The organism is Pseudomonas sp. WP18, assembly GCF_036689585.1.
Taxonomy (GTDB): domain Bacteria; phylum Pseudomonadota; class Gammaproteobacteria; order Pseudomonadales; family Pseudomonadaceae; genus Aquipseudomonas; species Aquipseudomonas chlororaphis_E.
Genome location: NZ_CP144758.1, coordinates 3,424,190 through 3,442,015 on the forward strand (window position 1 = coordinate 3,424,190; position 17,826 = coordinate 3,442,015).

Below are 17,826 nucleotides of genomic sequence, written 5' to 3' on the forward strand. Positions count from 1 at the left end.
GACACACCGAGGCGACAGGTTCCAGGGCCGCTTCGCCGCCCAGCGGGGATAAATCCCCTCGCCACATTGACTAATCCAGTGATCTTTTTCGTTACCCCTGCCGCCGGAAAAAATCGAAACCTTGAACCGCTTACATCGGTCCAGTCCTGTATGACCGTCAACGCCGCGCGCCTGCGCGGCCTACCTACGAGGGACAGACATGAGCATGACCGTCGGTGATTTTCTGGTGGAACGCCTTTATGAATGGGGGGTTCGTCGTATCTATGGTTATCCGGGCGATGGCATCAACGGGGTCTTCGGCGCCCTGAACCGGGCGAACGGGAAAATCCGCTTCATCCAGGCCCGCCACGAGGAAATGGCCGCGTTCATGGCCTGTGCCCACGCCAAGTTCACCGGTGAACTGGGGGTGTGCATCGCCACCTCCGGGCCGGGCGCCTCGCACCTGATCACCGGCCTCTACGACGCCCGCATGGACCACATGCCAGTGCTGGCCATCTGCGGCCAACAGGCTCGCGCAGCCCTGGGCGGGCACTACCAGCAGGAACTGGACCTGGTCAGCCTGTTCAAGGACGTCGCCGGAGCGTTCGTGCAGCAGGCCAGCGCACCGTCCCAGGTCCGCCACCTGCTCGATCGCGCCGTGCGCACGGCCGTGGGCGAGCGCCGGGTCACGGCGCTGATCCTGCCGAACGACCTCCAGGACCTGGAATACACCGCCCCGCCCCACAAGCACGGCACGGTGCATTCCGGCGTCGGCTACCGCAAGCCCAGGGTCGTGCCGTACGAAGACGATCTGCGCAAGGCCGCCGAGGTCCTCAATGCCGGCAAGAAAGTCGCCATCCTGGTAGGCGCCGGTGCACTAGGGGCCACCGACGAAGTGATCGCCGTCGCCGAGAAACTCGGGGCCGGCGTGGCCAAGGCGTTGCTCGGCAAGGCCGCCGTACCGGACGACCTGCCCTGGGTGACCGGCTCCATCGGCCTGCTCGGCACTGAACCCAGCGACGACATGATGGCCGGCTGCGATACGCTGCTGATGATCGGCTCCGGCTTCCCCTACGCCGAATTCCTGCCTCCTGAAGGCCAGGCCCGCGGCGTGCAGATCGACATTCAACCGGACATGCTCAGCCTGCGCTACCCCATGGAGGTCAGCTTGCACGGCGACAGCGCCGACACTCTGCGGGCCCTGCTGCCACTGCTCGAAACGAAGACCGATCGCACCTGGCGCAAGAAGATCGAGCACTGGCGCGAACGCTGGGACAAGACTCTGGAAAAGCGTGCCCTGGTCGCGGCCAAGCCGATCAATCCGCAGCGCGTGACGTTCGAGCTGTCGCCGAGGCTGCCGGACCGCGCCATCATCACCTGCGATTCCGGCTCCTGCGCCAACTGGTTCGCCCGGGATATCCAGATCCGGCGCGGCATGATGTGCTCGCTGTCCGGCGGCCTGGCGTCCATGGGCGCCGCCGTGCCCTATGCCATTGCGGCGAAGTTCTGCCACCCGGATCGGCCAGTGGTCGCCCTGGTGGGCGATGGCGCCATGCAGATGAACAACATGGCTGAGCTGATCACCGTTGCCAAGTACTGGCGCACCTGGGCCAACGGCACCTGGATCTGCGCGGTGTTCAACAACCGCGACCTGAACCAGGTGACCTGGGAGCAACGGGTGATGGAGGGCGATCCGAAGTTCGAGGCCTCCCAGGACATCCCCGACGTGCCCTACCACCTGTTCGCCGAATCCATCGGCCTGAAGGGCATTCTGGTGCTGCACGAGGACGATGTGGCGGCGGCCTGGGAGCAAGCGCTGGCGGCGCAACGGCCGGTGCTGATCGAATTTCGCACCGACCCCGACGTGCCGCCGCTGCCACCGCACATCAAGCTGGAACAGGCGAAGAAGTTCGCCTCCACGCTCCTGCAGGGTGACCCGAACGAACGTGGCATCGTGGTCGAGACCGCCAAACAGGTGCTGGGCGCCCTGCTGCCGGGCACCAAAAAAGACTGAACCACAACACCAGCCTGGTTTCAGGCAACGCCAACGGCCGCCCCGCACGGGCCGTGTCGACTGTCGGGTCAATTAAGTTAATCGATCAGACAGCCGATACAGGGACGTGCGGGATATTTCGCGTTTAGCTGATGGCTTGTTTATGACTGAAGATGCTGGCAACGACTCAACTGTCCTCTCGGGCTCGCCAAGCCGAAACTTCACTCGCCGCACCTTCCCGGCCATCATGCTGGTGCTGTTTTTCATGTCGGCCCTGGCGATTGCCGTGTTGCTCAACATCACGGCCGCCCAGGACCAACGCGCCCGTGAACAGAGCCTGTTCTTCGCCCAACGGGCCATCGAGGGCATCCGCACCGGCATCGCACGGGACTTGAACGACTACTCCAAGTGGAGCGACGCCTACCGCCACCTGCATGTCGAAGTGGACAAGGCCTGGGCCTTCGACCAGGAAAACGTCGGCAGCAGCGTCTTTTCGCTCTACGGCTACCAGGCCGTGTTCGTTATTTCCCCGACCGGCAAGACCGTTTATTCGGTGATCGACGGGCGTCTGAGCGACGTCACCGCCGACGCCTGGCTGACCGGCAACCTGCGGGCCCTGGAGAAAAAAGCCAGCACCGAGAACAATCGCGACGAAGTCATCGTCGAGATGCTGCACCACGACGGCGCCCCAGCGTTCGTCGCCACGTCCGCCATCACCACCGGCACGGATAACAGCGTGCCGCACATTCCCGGCCCGCCCAGCCTGATGCTGTTCGTCAAGGTCCTCGATGGCGCGTCGTTGCAGAACCTGGCGCGGGACTTCGTCCTGCCCGATGCCCACGTCGCCCGCTCGCCCGGACCACCCGACACCGCCCAGTTTCTACTGAACGACCTGACCCAGGAGGCACTGGCCTGGCGCCCGCTGACGCCGGGCAGTGACCTGCGCAAGGCCTTGCTGCCGGTGCTGGCCGTGGCGCTGCTGGTGCTGGCGATCCTGGCGCTGGCGGTGTTGCGCCATGCCCTGGTCATGCTCCGCGCCCAGGAGCGCCAGTACGCCAGCCTGCTGGCCCATCGCAAGGCGCTGGAGCGCAGTGAAGAGCGTTTCCGCGACATTGCCGAGGTATCGTCCGACTGGCTGTGGGAAGTCAACTCGGCCGGAACCCTCACCTACCTGTCGGAACGCTTTGAACAAGTGACCGGCTTCAGTCCGGCGGAATGGCTGGGCAAGCCGCTGCACCGGTTGCTTCATCCCCATGACGGATCGATTTCCATCGCCCATTGGCTGCTGGGCGGCGCCAACAGTGCCGAGCCGACCGCACTGCTGTGCGAATACACCGCACGCAACCTGCGCACACGCACCTGCAAGATCGCCGTGCGGGCCATCGAGGCCGGCACCCTGGGCTTTCGCGGCACCGCCACCGACATCACCGAGGAGTTGCGGGCGCTGGCGCAGATCAAGCACCTGTCGCTCCACGACCCGTTGACCGGGCTGGCCAACCGCAATCGCTTGTTCGACTGCCTCAGCGAACACCTCGGCCGCACCGACGGCGCACCGCTGGCCGTGCTGAACCTGGACATGGACCGCTTCAAGCCGGTCAACGATTCCCTGGGCCACGCCGTGGGCGATAAGGTCTTGAAGGAAGTGGCCCATATCCTCCAGCAGAACGTACGCAGCACCGACCTGGTGGCGCGCCTGGGCGGCGATGAGTTTGTCATCGTCATGCCTGAACCGGGCGACGCCAGTGACCTCGACCAGCTCTGCCAGCGCCTGATCGATTGCATGCAGCGGCCGATGCACCTGGACGGCAACACCTTGTACCTGGGCGTGAGCATTGGCGTTGCCTGGGCGCAACCGGGCGACGAGCGCGCCCACGAATTGCTGCGCCAAGCCGACATCGCCCTGTACGCCGCCAAGGCCGCGGGCCGCAACACCTGGCGCGTGTACGTGGAAGCCATGGGCAATGTCGCCCGCGACCGGCGCCGCTACGAACAGCAACTGCGCGACGCGATGCAGCAGGGCCAACTGGAACTGCGCTACCTGCCTCGCTTCGACATGAACGCCGAACAATTACATGGGTTCGAGGCGCAGGCCTTCTGGCACCACCCCGAGAAAGGTGAACTGGGGGGCGCCGATTTCATTCCCATTGCCGAGACTTCCGGCCAGTTGGAAGAACTGGGCACCTGGATGCTGATCAACGTCTGCGAAGAAGCGGTGAGCTGGCCGAGCGCGGTCAGCGTGTCCATCGCGGTTTCCCCCAGGTGGTTCAGCAGCAGCTTCCTGCTCAAGCAGGTGCAAGCGGCCCTCGATGCCAGCGGCCTGGCGTCGCATCGGCTGACCCTGGAGGTGGCTGAAGGGGTTCTGCTGGCCGATCACAAGGCGGTCGCCGCGACCCTCCATGCCCTGAAAAACCTGGGCGTACGGATCAATATCGACAAGTTCGGCACCAACATCGCGTCCTTGCGCGAAGTGCTGAACCAGCCATTCGATGGTATTCGCTTCGATCGCAACATCCTCTCGCAACTGGGCCTGGAGCAGGATGAGGAAGGCGTACTCGCCATGATCCGCCTGAGTCGCAGCGTGGGGTTGAGGGTGACCGCCGAAGGCATCGAGAACGCCCGGCAGTTCCGCCAGTTGCGCAGCGTGGCCTGCGACCATGTCCAAGGCCCCTATTTCGGCTCGCCTCTGGCCCGCTCGGAAATGGCCTCGTTCTTTACCACCCCGCGGTGGCTGTGAGCCCTCGCAAGAGCTGACTGACCGCCTTCGCGAGCAGTTGGATTGGGGCCCACCGCAAGAGCCAGGCCGGCTGTCAGGCCGCCTTCGCGGGCAAGCCCGCTCCCACAGGGACCTGTGGCGGGCACACACCTCAAGCCCACCACACAACACTGTGGGAGCGGGCTTGCCCGCGATAGCGCCAGGTCAGTCGACACCTTCATCCACTGACCCGCCCTCGTCGCGAGCAAACCCGCCCCCACACAGGGGATCTGTGGCGGACACACACCTCAAGCCCACCACACAATACGGTGGGAGCGGGCTTGCCCGCGAAGGGGCAGGCCCGGTCTGCCCCGGTCACAGACTCAACCGCCCCCGCTCCTCTTCGGTCAAGCGCTGCCGAGTCTGTTCGTCCAGTGGCCCGGCGCCAAGCACTTGCACCGGGCTGGCCGGGTCATAGGCGCGAGGGGCCTCGCGGCTGGCGCCGTCGCGGGACGGGGCCAACTGCTCGGAGCCGAAACTCACCACCTGCACGGTGAACACCGACGCCTGGTTCTGCCGCGCCGCGTTCTGCTGCTGGCGGGTCACGTCCTCGGCCGCCTGGGTGGCCGAGGTCGCCGCCGCGCTGGCGGAGGTGATGGCCCCGGTGTTCACCGAAGCCGCCAACGGCACGCCGGAGGCCTTGCCCTGGGTCTGGATGTTGGCCGCGTTCACCACGGTCAATGCCGCGATGTTGACGTTGCCCGACACCCGGATCCCCGCCTCGCCGGCATCGATGGTGCCCAGCGGCGCGATCAGGTCGATATCCCCCGGCGCCACTTCGGCAATGGGGTTGAGGGTGGCGATACCGGCCCCGGTGCTCGGTACCGAAGGCGACAGCGTCACGTTGCCCCAGGTGTCGTACAAGCGCTTGGGCGGCGTGTACACCACGGTGGTCTTCGAACCCCGACCGGCGTTGATGTCGCCCTGGGCCGACCAGCCAAGGATCGAACCGCCAAAGGTGGTCATGATCCGGCTCTGCCCAAGCAGGATGCTGTTCTGCGCATACAACTGGATATCGCCCTCACCCTGGGTGATGACCCCGGCGGTGGACGGCGGCGCGTTGCCCTCGATACCGAAAGTCTGGCCGCCGCCCGGGGTCAGCATCTGGATACTGCCGCCGAAATCGGTGTGCACCCCCGCCCCGCCGAACATCGTGATGTCGCCCTTGTAGGTGATCGGATTGCCCGCCACGTCCTTGGTCGGGAACAACCAGTCGATGGCCTCGCGGCCCCGCAGGTAACTGCCCTGGCGCACGCCGCCCACTTCGTTGTACTCGCGGCCGCCGGCCTTGAGCTCGGCAAAGTACACGTCGCGGGCAAACACCCGCTGCTGCTCGGCCGGCAACGCCGCGAAATAGGCACGGGCCTGGTCGGTATCGCCGCTGAAACCGAAGCGCTTCTCCAGCCAATCCACCAATTCGGTTTCATAGGTCTTGGCGACCTTGCCGTCCTGGTTCGCCAGCGGCACACCGGCCAGGGCCTGGTTCGCCGGGTCCAGGTAGGCTTTGACGAAGCGCTGGTAATCCGCGCCGTTGAGGCCCGCGCCGGCCTGCAACACCAGGCTCGCGCCAGGGCGCGAATCCCCCGGTACCACGGCGCCGAGGCTGGTGATGCTGACCTTGTCGTCCATCAGGATATTGCGCCCGGCGGTGATCTCCAGCAGGCCGGGACCGGCGACGTTGAAGGTGCTGTAGAGGATGTCGCGCCCGGCTGACACGATGGAAATGTCGGTGGGGTTGTTGTGGATGAAGAGGTTGCCGGAGACGGTGTAGTTCCCCGCTTCAGCGTTATCACTGTGCGATCCGGCCAGCGGAACCCCGCTGCTGACGATGTCCCGCCCAGCCATCATCCGGACAGCTCCAGCGCCTTCATATGCAATTCGCCCCGGCCATCTGGCCGTGGAAACCGACGTCATCGACCGCCCGGTGGTGACTGCCAGCAAATCGCCTTCGAGTGCATAGAAGCGAGCAGGATCGGCATTGAGGGCCCATTCGCTGGAAGCGCTGCTGGTGTCGAAGGCAAACAGCGGCAGCATGTTCGAACTAAGGCGCACAGGATTACCGTCGGCCGAAAGATTGCTGACTTTGATACTGATGCCGTTATCGACAGAACCGACATAGGCTGGCCGGAATGGCGTAGCCAAAGCGGTCGATGCGGCACCGGAACGACTGACCGACATGTCGCCGCCGTAGATGGAATCGCCGGCTAGGAATTGCAATTCACTGTTAGGGCCAGGTGCGAGCAGCAGCGCTGGAAGATTGTTAGCGTCGTAGACTGCGCTGGTACCTATCGCCTTAGCCCTGCCGTAATACAGGCTACCACTGGCCGCCACAGCCCGCAGGATTGAGGGGTAGACCATTGCAAGGTCCGTATCCAGCCCCAACGTCAGAGGCGTCAGGTTACCTCCCGACGTCCATAGATCAATCGCCGTGTTGGCAGTCCACAGCGTAAACCAGCTCACACCCGATCCGTTAATCGCGCCACTTTTGAATGGAGACACGCTCATCATCAATGCCCGACCTGGGTCTGCAACGTCCTGAACGACGAGATCGCCCAGGGTAGATAGATTGAAAGTGGCGTCGCCCGGCATCAGAGTCAGCCCACCGGTGGCGTCGCCACGTGTGGATTTGAAGGAATCGTATGCCCGAGTCTCTCGAGGGGACTGCACAGTGGCAGCGTTGCCATAGCGAAGATCGATTCGGCCAATGGCACCGCTATCGATCTGCGCGTGCCCCCGCAGGTTGATGACCGCACCGTTGAGATGCCCGCTCGTGAACAAGCTCCCGGGATTCAAGGCACCGCCCACCCGCAGATTGAGATCGCCGCCGCCGGTCAATTGCAGACTGCCATCGGCGTCCACACGCCCGGTACTGCCTACGGCAAGCACCAATCCTTGACTGCGACTGTTGCTGCGCGACTCAAGAAGGCTACCCGCCATTTGATCGATCACCCCTGCATCGCCCGCGACCTGAACATTCAGGTTACCGCCGCCCAAGGTACCAAACCCGGTAAATCCAACCATCAAATCAGCCTTGCCATTCTGTGCTGCGGTATAGCTCCCGAAATTGATCCACCAGGCAGCGGGTTGTGCCTGGGTATCGGTAGAAACCGAGCCGTTGCCTTGGCGCCACAGCCAGTTCCCGACATTCGCAGTGTCATAACCCAAATCGCCGGGATTGGGTCGCGCATTACCGCTGCTAGTCACCGCGTCCATTGTATTGCCGGTCAGACTCCCGCCAACGTTCAGAGTCAGGTTGCCGCCAAAATCCGGGTACCAAGCGCGGTAAAGACTAGTAGTACCGCCATTCACAAACTGCTCGTTGTCACCGAATGCATCGTTAAGCACCTTTCCTTCCGCACCCAGCGCCTTAGGTTGGTTGTAAGGATCGTTGGCATGAGTCGCGCTCGCCGAGCTGCCTGCGGTATAGACGCCGTACAGCGAATCCATTTTCACATCACCTGCCGAGAACAGCTCAAGGTCAGCCGCGCCTGTACGAACCACGCTCCACCGTTGGCTGCCAGCTTTGTAATCGGCTTGTCCGACTGCTTGGCAATAAGAGGGATTTTCGGTACACAATTCCGGGTACCCGATGGCACCAAAATCAATCGGTTGACCGGCGAGACTCGGATCCCCCCATTCGATAGCCCCTACTTCAGTCCAGATATATCCACTGCTGGCCTTACAAAAATCCGGTAAATCAGTACATAGCCCTGGGTAACCAATCGCCTCGAAGTCAATCGGTTGGCCTGCCATGCTGGTGTCGCCAAAAAAATCCAATGACCCTGCTTCGGTCCACAACATCTCGCCAGCCTTAGGCACACCAAACATACCGTAATGACTATCCGCCAAACGAAGATCCCCGCCAGCCGTCACAGGCTTCACGACCCGACTGTCTGCCGCCTGCGTATCGGCGCCGGCCACCAGCCGTAGGGACCAGGACTGCGAGCCCTCGGCCAGCATTGGCGCAATGGCCCAATTGCTGCCCGCCACTTCCGGACGCAACTGCACCGACTCGACACCCGCCGGCAGCTTGATGTCGGTACCTGAAGGAATTTTCGAACCCACATTCAATGCCAGGGGACCGCTGAGACGCACGACGTTGGTCAAGCCATGGGGCGCGTCCGCAATGCCTGGCAGTGCAACGCCTTTAGGCCAGATCAGGCTGCCAATGGTTGCGCTGCTGCCCAGCAGGCTCCCAGCCCCCAGCACTGTGCCCGCATCAAGGGTCTGAGTCGAAGCCAACAAAGTGCCGGCGGCGAACAACAGATTACCCAAGGCGTCATGCACCGCCGCGGCAAGCACCGTGCCCGCCGGCAGTACCAAAGGTTGATCAAGCGTCGCGGCTACTGGCAGGCGCGTTCCCGCCGCCAATGTGGCGCCCTTGAGCGGCACGTCGAAGTTGAGCACCGAGCCGGCCGGAAACGCCGTGTCCTCCGCCAGGATCACGCCGGTACCGGGCACGACGATATCGCCTGCCGCAAAATCAATACCCGGCAATAGCACCCAGCCCTTGTCATCGTTGCTGGCCGGCGGCTGGGCGAAACCGTCGGTGATGCTGCCATAGATATTCAGATCGCCCCCGGCGCGCAACGTCAGGCTGGCGGATTCGCCGGAGCCATAGACATTGTCCAGTTGGTTATGCGGATTGAGGCTCTCATAGCGATAGCGCGACAGGTCCAGGTCGCCTTGGACCACCAGGTCGCCATCGGCCGTCGCGCTCACCACCTCCGCACCAGGGCGCAGATGGAATACATCGCGATAGCGGCTGTTGTTCAGTCCGGCGAGTTTGCGTTGCAACAGATCGTCGTTGTCGTGGGCCTGAGTGATGAACGCGGTGTTGTCGTCATGCACATCGTCCAACCACGCTTGATTGATGACCTGATAAGGCTTGCCGCTGGCTGCCGGTACGTTGACCAACGGTGCATCGTCGTATTGCCACATGGCCACCAGCGCGATCGAACGGGCGCCTTGGACATCCACGGCGCCGCTGGCATCGATTGCCACGTCGCCGCCTGAAACACCGCCCAGTCGTGGTGCGTTGAGTTGCAATGTTCCGCGGGCGCGACCGTCATGCATGCCCGGCTTACTGCCCAGCGCCACCTCGGTGCCATGGCGCAGGTCGATACGGGCACCATTGCCCAGGGTCAGCAGCCCTTGGCGTGCGGTCAGGTCCACGATGGCGTGGTTCGGTGAGTCGATGATCTTGCCGTAGCTGTCCACCCGCAGGCGTCGGCCATGGGCATCGAGCACCGCTGCGCTGCCCAGGGTCAGGGCATTGCCGGCGGCCAGATAAATACTGCCAACGCGCTCACCGCTGGCGTCGACCTTGCCGTTGACCAGCAAGCTGCCGTTGTCCACCGACACATTGATCGACGAGGCCTTAAGCCCGTCGCCGATCACCAGGTCGCCCTGTTTGAGCTGGAAGCCACGGGATCCGTAGACCTGCCCATCGTTCAAGCGCTGATTCAACGCCGCGAACTGCTCACTGAGACTGCCGCTGCCGCCCAGACTCTGGGCCTGGATTTCCACGCTGCCGGCCAGGTGCGGCATGGCGGTGCCGCCGGCGTCGTATTCGCCCGTGCTGCTGCCGAGAATCCGCCCTTGCAGGTCCACCACCCCCGCCGCCCCGTCCACAGCCACGGCGCTGAGCCGGCCGGCCTGGTTGTTGCGGGCCGAGAAGTCGATGGTCGAGCCATCGGCCTGGCGGATGTCGCCGTTCTGGCTTTGCAGAATTACCTCGCCACCGGCGCTGTAGCGCGTCACATCGTTGAAAGTCACCGTGCGACCCGCCACATCGATCAACGCCGCATCGGCCAGGGTCAGGTCGCGGGTCGCGCTCAGGGTCAGCTTGCCGCTCGGCAACACCACCGCACTGGCCAGGTTGACGCTCGCGCCCTTGAGGGATAGCTCGCCGCCGAGCCCGGAGACAGCGCCCGGCTTGGCGCCCGCGCCCGCCACGTTGATCGCCCCACCCGCGCTGATGCGGTTGATCGAACCGGCTTCACCGGTCAACAACGGAGTGAGGATACTCAGGTTGCCGCCGCTGTAGGCGAAACCTGTTTTCGGGTCGTATGCACCCTGGGTCTGATAGACCGCCAGGCTGCCTTTGTGATTGGAGGTCAGACGCTCGCTGGCGTTGAGGGTGACGTTGGCAAAGCCCAGGGCCAGACGGTCCAGCGTGGTGACCGAGCTCGGCTGGGCGAACTCACCGTAGCCGAACTCGATGCGCTGGGCCTGGATGTCCAGGCGACCGGCGCCGGTGCCGGCCCCGCCGGCGATGACCGAACCCGGCGCGCCGACGGCACCGTTCCAGATCAGGTTGGCGGTGCGGATGGTCGCTACATCGCCGGCGCCGCCCGCGCCATAAATTGCCGGGGTGCTGAGCATCAGGTTGTTCAGGCGCGACTTACCGGTGGTCGAATCATAGGTGTCGAGGCTGACGGTGCCATAGAAATTCAGCGCCTGACTGGCCGACAGTTCGAGGGTTTCCAGGGCCGGAGCACCATATTGGGTGTCCCCGCGCAACAGGCGATCCAGAACGGTCTGGCTCAGGGTCAGACCGGCAGGCAATACATTGCGCCCCGACGCATCGCTCAATGCCTGGGCGGTGCCGACGTTGATGTTGCTCAGGGCCAGGGTCAGGTGACGGGTGCCGTAACGCACCTGGTCGTCCAGTTCCAGGCTGCCAGCGGTGCCTGCAACGATACTGCCTTCGGAGTGAATGCGTGTGACGCCACTGCAAGGCGTCAGGCGGCAGCCACCGATATTGATGGAGCCTGCGCCGCCCGATGGAGGGGCCAGTACGCTGAGCAAACCATTGGAGGCGGCCAGCATATTGGCGTCGTTATTGAGACTGTAAACAAAGCCAGCTCGGGCGTCGTAAGCAGCCGCGCCACGACCGATGGTGTTGATGACAGCGCCCTGTTCCATCGATAACTCGCCGCCATTGGCCAACAGGAAAACCTCAGGTGCAGCTAAAGCCGCACCTTCACGCAATGTCACGCTACGCGACATCTCAGACACCGGAGTCACGTAATTTCCGCTTTGACCGTAACTAACCGAAAACAGGCCGCCTATGACCTGACGCGAAGCGTTCAATGCATTCAGGCTTTCGGCAGTGAGGGTCACGCCCTCGAAACCAGCCGTGGCCCCACGCCCATCCGCAACCACCTCCAGCGCGCTCCGGGCGTAACCAACCACTGAGACGGAACCGCCGAAGCCTCCCGCCTGAGGCGCGAACTTGCCGACACCCTTGAAGGAGAATGCTTGATCCCCTGCTCCAGGGGCCAGGTTCAGTTTCAAGGTCTTGGCGTCTACCGGCAACATTGCCCGGGGTACGCCCAGGCGAGCGGCATCGGCCACGGCGAACTGCGCGTAGCTCGTTTCGTTGTATTGCGAGTAGCGGCGCAGCACATCCCCCGACGTCAGAATGACCTGACTGGACAAACTGTTACGCTGACCGGTATTGGCCACCGACAACACCCCGGCGGTGGTCCAGGAACCGTTGCGCATCTGTTGCGCGCCCGTTGTGATGCCTTGCCCCGCCAAGCCATTGACCTCGACCCGGAACGCGCCCGGCAGCAACGCATAAGTGGACGGCATCAGGGTGTAAGTACCGGCAGCCAGCCCGGGCACACCGGCACCGATGGTGATCTGCTGACCGACCCTCGGATCCACCGCGCCACCTTCGGCAGCGACCGGCGCATACTGACTCTGGTTGCCCGGCACAATGGCGTAGACCGGGTTGCTGGAAAGACCAGGCAAGGTGAAACCGCCATTGGCACCCATTTGTACCAGCGGATTGAAACGGGCGTCAGTAGAACCACCACGGCCTGAGATAAAGCCAGCGCCGAGCAAATCACCGCCACCAGACAGGTCAAGCACCGAACCCTCCTGTGCCGTGACCGATCGCCCGCCCAGAATAACGCCGATGTTAATGTCAGCGTTTAGACTGGGTACTGCACCCTGTCCTAGCAACACCACCTTCTTGCCAGCGTACTCATAACTTTGACCGTCGACCGTGCCGCCATAGGGCAATCTCAGGCCCAAGCCGCTGACCGACGTCAGGCTGCCCGGCAACAGACTTACCCGATCGCTGATGGCATACCCCCCTACACCGCCGTTGGTGCCGACCTCAATCAATCCCAACGGCGCCCGAACCACGCCACCCTGTTCGATGTTCGCGCTACCCAGTTGCAAGCGCCCGAATACCGAATAGGGTACCTGGGGCGTCGTCTGGGTTGTGCGCCCGATTACCAGGCTGCGTGCCGGGTCGTAGAGAGGGGTACCATTATCCGATGTGCCCCAACCAGACCCCGCCAACACCCGAGCCCCGACTCCGGTTGCCGGATACAGCTGGGCCGCTTGCAACAGCATGTCCGAAGGGGTCAGCAATTGCGTGGTAAACCCCGTAGGCATATCGGCGCTCGAGAACCCGGCCAGGAATCGCAGATCACCCCGGCTGCTCAGCTGGACCTGATCGAAACCTGCGCGCTCAAGTCCCACAGTGCTGTCATCGGACTGCCTCACTGTGCCTTTACTGCTGAACATCACATTGCCTTGCACATCCAGCAGATCCGCGTTGACGGAAAACACTGCCTTGTTCGCCAATAGAGACACCCCGCCACCCTCGACCACTGGCCGGGTGTAAGGCTCAAAACTCGGTCGAGTGGTCGCCAGCCCTGTCGCAGTAGACAGCAACACATGGGGTGCATTGAACTCGACCCGGGTATTGGCTGGCGCGGTTGCACTCAATCCAAAGCTGCGGGCGTACAGGCTCAGGCTCTGTCCGAGGGACATCGACAGGTTGCCATCGACGCTCATCAGTCCGTTGCTCAACAAGGACAAATTGTCGAAACCACCGGCCTGGACCTGATCGATACCTAGCTGGCCGTGACCATAAACCAACGAGTCCGCCGAGGTTTCAGCCGTATCGCCCAGCGGGCTTGCCTGCGCGACTTGCTTCAGAACCAGTTCACGAACACTCAACACTCGGGCATTGACCGCGCTTTTCAGGTAATAGGGGGTTTCCAGCGCCACCGACAGACTGCCACCTGCCGCCCCGCCGCCCCCCGAGCGGGCGCTGAACGCGCCGTCCAGGTACAGGCCATTGGCCGACGCCAGGGAAATACTGCCGCCATTGCTCGCTACCAACGTACGGCCCTGACCCGGAACATCCAGCACGGCCTGGCTGCCATCAGCTTGCAGACGGGCACCGTCGCGCACCACCACAAACAGCTCGGAGGCAGACGTCGATCCTTTCGCGGCATCGATCTGGCCGCCAATGACAATCTGCCCGCCGTCGCGCACCAGGCCATAGGTCTGGCCGCGCATATCCTGAGCTGTCATCGCCCGGCTCGATACATCGATCAGCGCCTGCTCGCCCAGCCAGATGGAACGACCGTGGCCCTGGGCATTGACCTGATCGCGAACCGCATCATCGACGCCCAACTCGGTAAGGCTGACCCGCCCGCCCCAGGCGTTAAGCGTGCCGTTGGCGGTCAATTGCCCGCTGCTCCGGACATCGATGCCCTGGCCTGGATCAACGGTAATCACACTGCCCTTGCCCAAGCTCAATACCGTACTGGCCATGCCGGCCGCGCCGGAGTTTGGCGTGCCTGCGGTGAGACTCAGGCTCGCGCCGCGACGCTGGGTCAGGACACCTTTGACCGCGTCTTCCTGATACAGCTCCGGCGTCCAGCGCTGCAAGGCAGCGGCCGGCTCCGCGTCGCTGCCGGTGACCAACGCCTGTTCACCAACACGGTACACCGGCATCGTCACATCGACCCGAGTCCCGTCGGCCACAGTCAGGCCTTCGTTGCCGGTGATGTCATAGGCCGAGAAACCCTTGTCGAAGAAATCACCGTCCAGTTGCAGAGTGCCAGCTTCGAGGGGGGTGCCGCTGTTGCCGATCAGCACTTTGCTGGCCGCCAGCTTCAAGGTCCCGCCACCACTCACGCCAGTACCGCGCAGTTCACCTTCGAGGTTCAAGTCGCCGTTACCGGACGATGCACCGGTACTCGCGGTCAAGGTCAAGTCCCCACCCTTGCCGCCGCGAGTCTTGCCATCGGCCATCACGGCAGCGCCGGAGCTGACGTCGATCAGGCTGCCCTGCCGCACATCAATATCGCCACTGCTACGCACGGACACGCTGCCGCCGTTAATGAACGGCAGGCCTTGGCGGTCGTTGCCGTCGAGCAGCAGATTGCTCCAGCGTCCGGCGGTGTTCAGCTTGACGCCTTCGCCCAATGTGACCGTCGCCCGCTGTCCCGTACCGGGTGAAAGCGTGACGTCTCCCATCTGGAAATTGTCGGTCCTGACCTGCTTGAGGATGTTACCCAATACAATGCGACCACTGCGGGCCGTCAGGTCGGCGTTCACTTCCACCTGCGGCGCATAAAGCGTGATATCCCCGCCGTCGGCTACCTTGAGTGCGCCGTCAACCTTGATGCCTTCAGCCCCCGCTACCTTGACAGCGCCGAGCTGGAAGCCATTGAGCAGCGCGTTATCCAGCACCAACTTGCCTTGCCGGTCGCTGCCGACCGCCGAGTTCAGGTCCAAGCCTGCGGCAATCTTGTCGGTCACCTTGCCGACGGTGACCTGATCGAAGGTGGGGTTCAAGCCACTGTTGATCACGCCACTGGTCTTGTCATAGATCGGCGTGTAGCTGCCCACCCACAACTGGGCCCGACGGGCCACGGCGTTTTGCGATTGCTGGTAGCCGTCGAGGTTGAAGTTCGGCGCCTGGGTCTGGCGTTCGCCCTGGTACACCTCGCCGACGATATGGCCTTCCAGCACGGCGTTGCGGGTCGACACCACCAGCTTGCCGGCATCGCGACTGACGGTGTAGCCGGCTTCAAAACGTTCGCGCGGGGCAATGAGCGGGTTGTAGTAGTAATCAGTCTGGCCCCAGCGCTGGCTGTGGTCTTCGTAACCCTTGTAGATGCCGGTGTAAAGGATGTCACCCGGGGCCTTGGACAGCTCATACAGACGACCATTGGCACCCTTGAGCCAGGATTGGCGCAGGTACCCGCTCTGCACATCCAGGGTGCCACCGGACAGGTTCAGTTGCGCCGCCTGCTGGGTCACCACGTCGTTGCCGGTAAACGTCAGGGTACCGCCCTGGGCCGCCCATTCGCCGACACTGTGGCCCTGGGTGCCCAGGTAGCCGCCGACTTCCAACAGACCACCGGCTGTGTACCAGCGGTCGGTGGCGTAACCGTTGGTGCCTGCAGGGACGTAGACCAGGTCACGCAAGTCCACCCACACATCGCTGTTGGTCAGCTTGCCGCCTTCGCGGTTGATCGGCGCATCCCGTTGTTCGTTGCCTTGGACGTTGACCTTGATGGAATTGGACTCCATCGCCACCTTGACGCCGATGGCGCCGGACACGTCGATCATCGCGCCATCGCGCACCAGGCTGCGCCCCGCGGCGCTGACCGCAACCTGCCCGCCGGTGGCCAGGGTGATGGAGCCGTTCTGGAAGTCGACGCTGCCACCGCTGACGATCTCGACCCGCGACTGGTCGCTACGGTCGACCACGCTGCTGAGGTTGTTGAACTGACCGGTGATCAGGTTGTTCGGCGTGCCATCCAGGCCCGCGGGCCCGGCATTGCGTTGGCTATCCAGTGCACTGCCGCCCGCGGCGTCGAGCAGCACGGCGGTGGCACTGCCCTGCCCCAGGGTCACGCTGCCGGTGCTGTCGCTGAAAGCGTTGAGCAAATGCACGGTGCCGCGGGTGTCCACTGAACTGCTGGCCACCACCACGCCGTTCTGCTGCACATTGTGCCCGGTGAGGGTGATGTCGCCGGTGCTGGCCTGGATCAGACCGCTGTTGATCACCGTGCCGGCGCTGCTGCCCGGTTTGAGCGACGTCGCCACCTCATTACCACGAGTGGTGGAGCGCGAGTTGCCGCTGGTGCCCTGGCCGCGACGGATATAAAAACTGTCGCCAGCCGCGAGGGTGGTCTGGCCCTTGGCGGTGATGATGGAGCCGGCGTTCTCCACCTCGCTACCCAGCAGCAAGGCATAGCCACCGCCTGCGGTGGAAGTGGCGGCGCGGTGGGTTTCAATTTGCGCACCGCGTTGCACTTCGACCTTGCCGGCTGCATCGGTGAAGGTTGGCTGGGTGCCGGTGGCATCGACGTACAAGCCGCGCTGGCTGAACTGCTCGTCAGTGATGTTAGCCGCCACCGCCGCCAGGTTGCGCACGTTGACCTGGCTGCTGCCGCTGAAAATGATGCCGTTGCGGTTGACCAGCATCACCGTGCCGTTGCCCTTGATCTGGCCCTGGATCTGGCTCGGCCGGGCTTGAGGATCGTTGACCCGGTTGAGCACTGCCCAGTCCGCTTGCTGCTGGAAATCCACCGTGGTGTTACGCCCGACGTTGAAGGTTTCCCAGTTGAGAATCGCCTTGTCGGCGGTCTGCTCGATCTTCACCGTGGTCTTGCCGCCGGCCTGGGTCTGCTGCGGCCCCTTGGCGTTGAGCCAGCCCTGGGTCAGGCTGTTGTCGACCTTGAGGCCGCCCTCGCCCAGCCCGTCGGGCACGACCTGCACCTGCCCGAACGCCGCTTGCCGCCCGGCCGCCTGCGCCGCCTGCTGGGCCGCGATCGCGGCCACGGTGTTGTTGAGGTTGGTCAACGAGCGCTGCAACTGGGCATTGGCCCGCTGCTGCTGGGCCAGGGGCGGCGGCATCCCAGGCACCGCAGTGGTCGGCCGTGCCGCACCACCGGCGGGGGCCGCACCCTTCGCCGCAAACCAGGCCGAACTGAACGCCGTGGCCGCCTGGGCATTGCCGGCCACCATCAACAGCGCGATGGCCTGGGCCAGCGGCTTGAGCCGCCCCATCGACAGCTCGCCATCGCGACGTGGAACGTTCGGTTTCATCGGTTTGCAGCGCAGCATCCTACTCATCCTTTCGGGTTCGCTCTAAGGGGCGCAACGCAGTGCTATCAAGCTGCCAGCGTTGGTTATAGGGGTTAGGCGGTTACAGCCGCTCGGGACCGAACGGATGTCATGAAAATTTCATGTGGCTGTGTTGGTTCGGGCCTTACGCAAAAAATCAGCAACGACTTGCGCCGTTGCTGATCGGTGTTGCGTGTCG

The 17,826-nt window shown here is 63.7% G+C and carries 3 protein-coding genes; 2 read left to right on the top strand and 1 reads right to left on the bottom strand.

Annotated elements, in window-relative coordinates:
- Positions 1-199 precede the first annotated feature (199 nt).
- Positions 200-1,993 (top strand): thiamine pyrophosphate-requiring protein, encoded by a 1,794-nt coding sequence (locus V5F23_RS15105; RefSeq protein WP_338495496.1) that lies wholly within the window; start codon positions 200-202, stop codon positions 1,991-1,993.
- Positions 1,994-2,135: 142 nt separating this feature from the next.
- A complete protein-coding gene (locus V5F23_RS15110) occupies positions 2,136-4,706 on the top strand; it encodes an EAL domain-containing protein (RefSeq protein WP_338495498.1) in 2,571 nt (856 codons plus the stop codon).
- Between the two features lie 333 nt (positions 4,707-5,039).
- Here V5F23_RS15110 and V5F23_RS15115 read toward each other — a convergent pair whose 3' ends face one another.
- Positions 5,040-17,627, bottom strand: coding sequence for a filamentous hemagglutinin family protein (locus V5F23_RS15115; RefSeq protein WP_338495500.1), 12,588 nt, complete (start codon positions 17,625-17,627; stop codon positions 5,040-5,042).
- Between the last annotated feature and the right edge of the window lie 199 nt (positions 17,628-17,826).

What these genes read in the sequence shown, in the direction of transcription:
- V5F23_RS15115 (WP_338495500.1), bottom strand. Translation starts at nt 17,627, where the DNA reads ATGCTGCGCTGCAAACCGATGAAACCGAACGTTCCACGTCGCGATGGC.
- V5F23_RS15110 (WP_338495498.1), top strand. Translation starts at nt 2,136, where the DNA reads ATGACTGAAGATGCTGGCAACGACTCAACTGTCCTCTCGGGCTCGCCA.
- V5F23_RS15105 (WP_338495496.1), top strand. Translation starts at nt 200, where the DNA reads ATGAGCATGACCGTCGGTGATTTTCTGGTGGAACGCCTTTATGAATGG.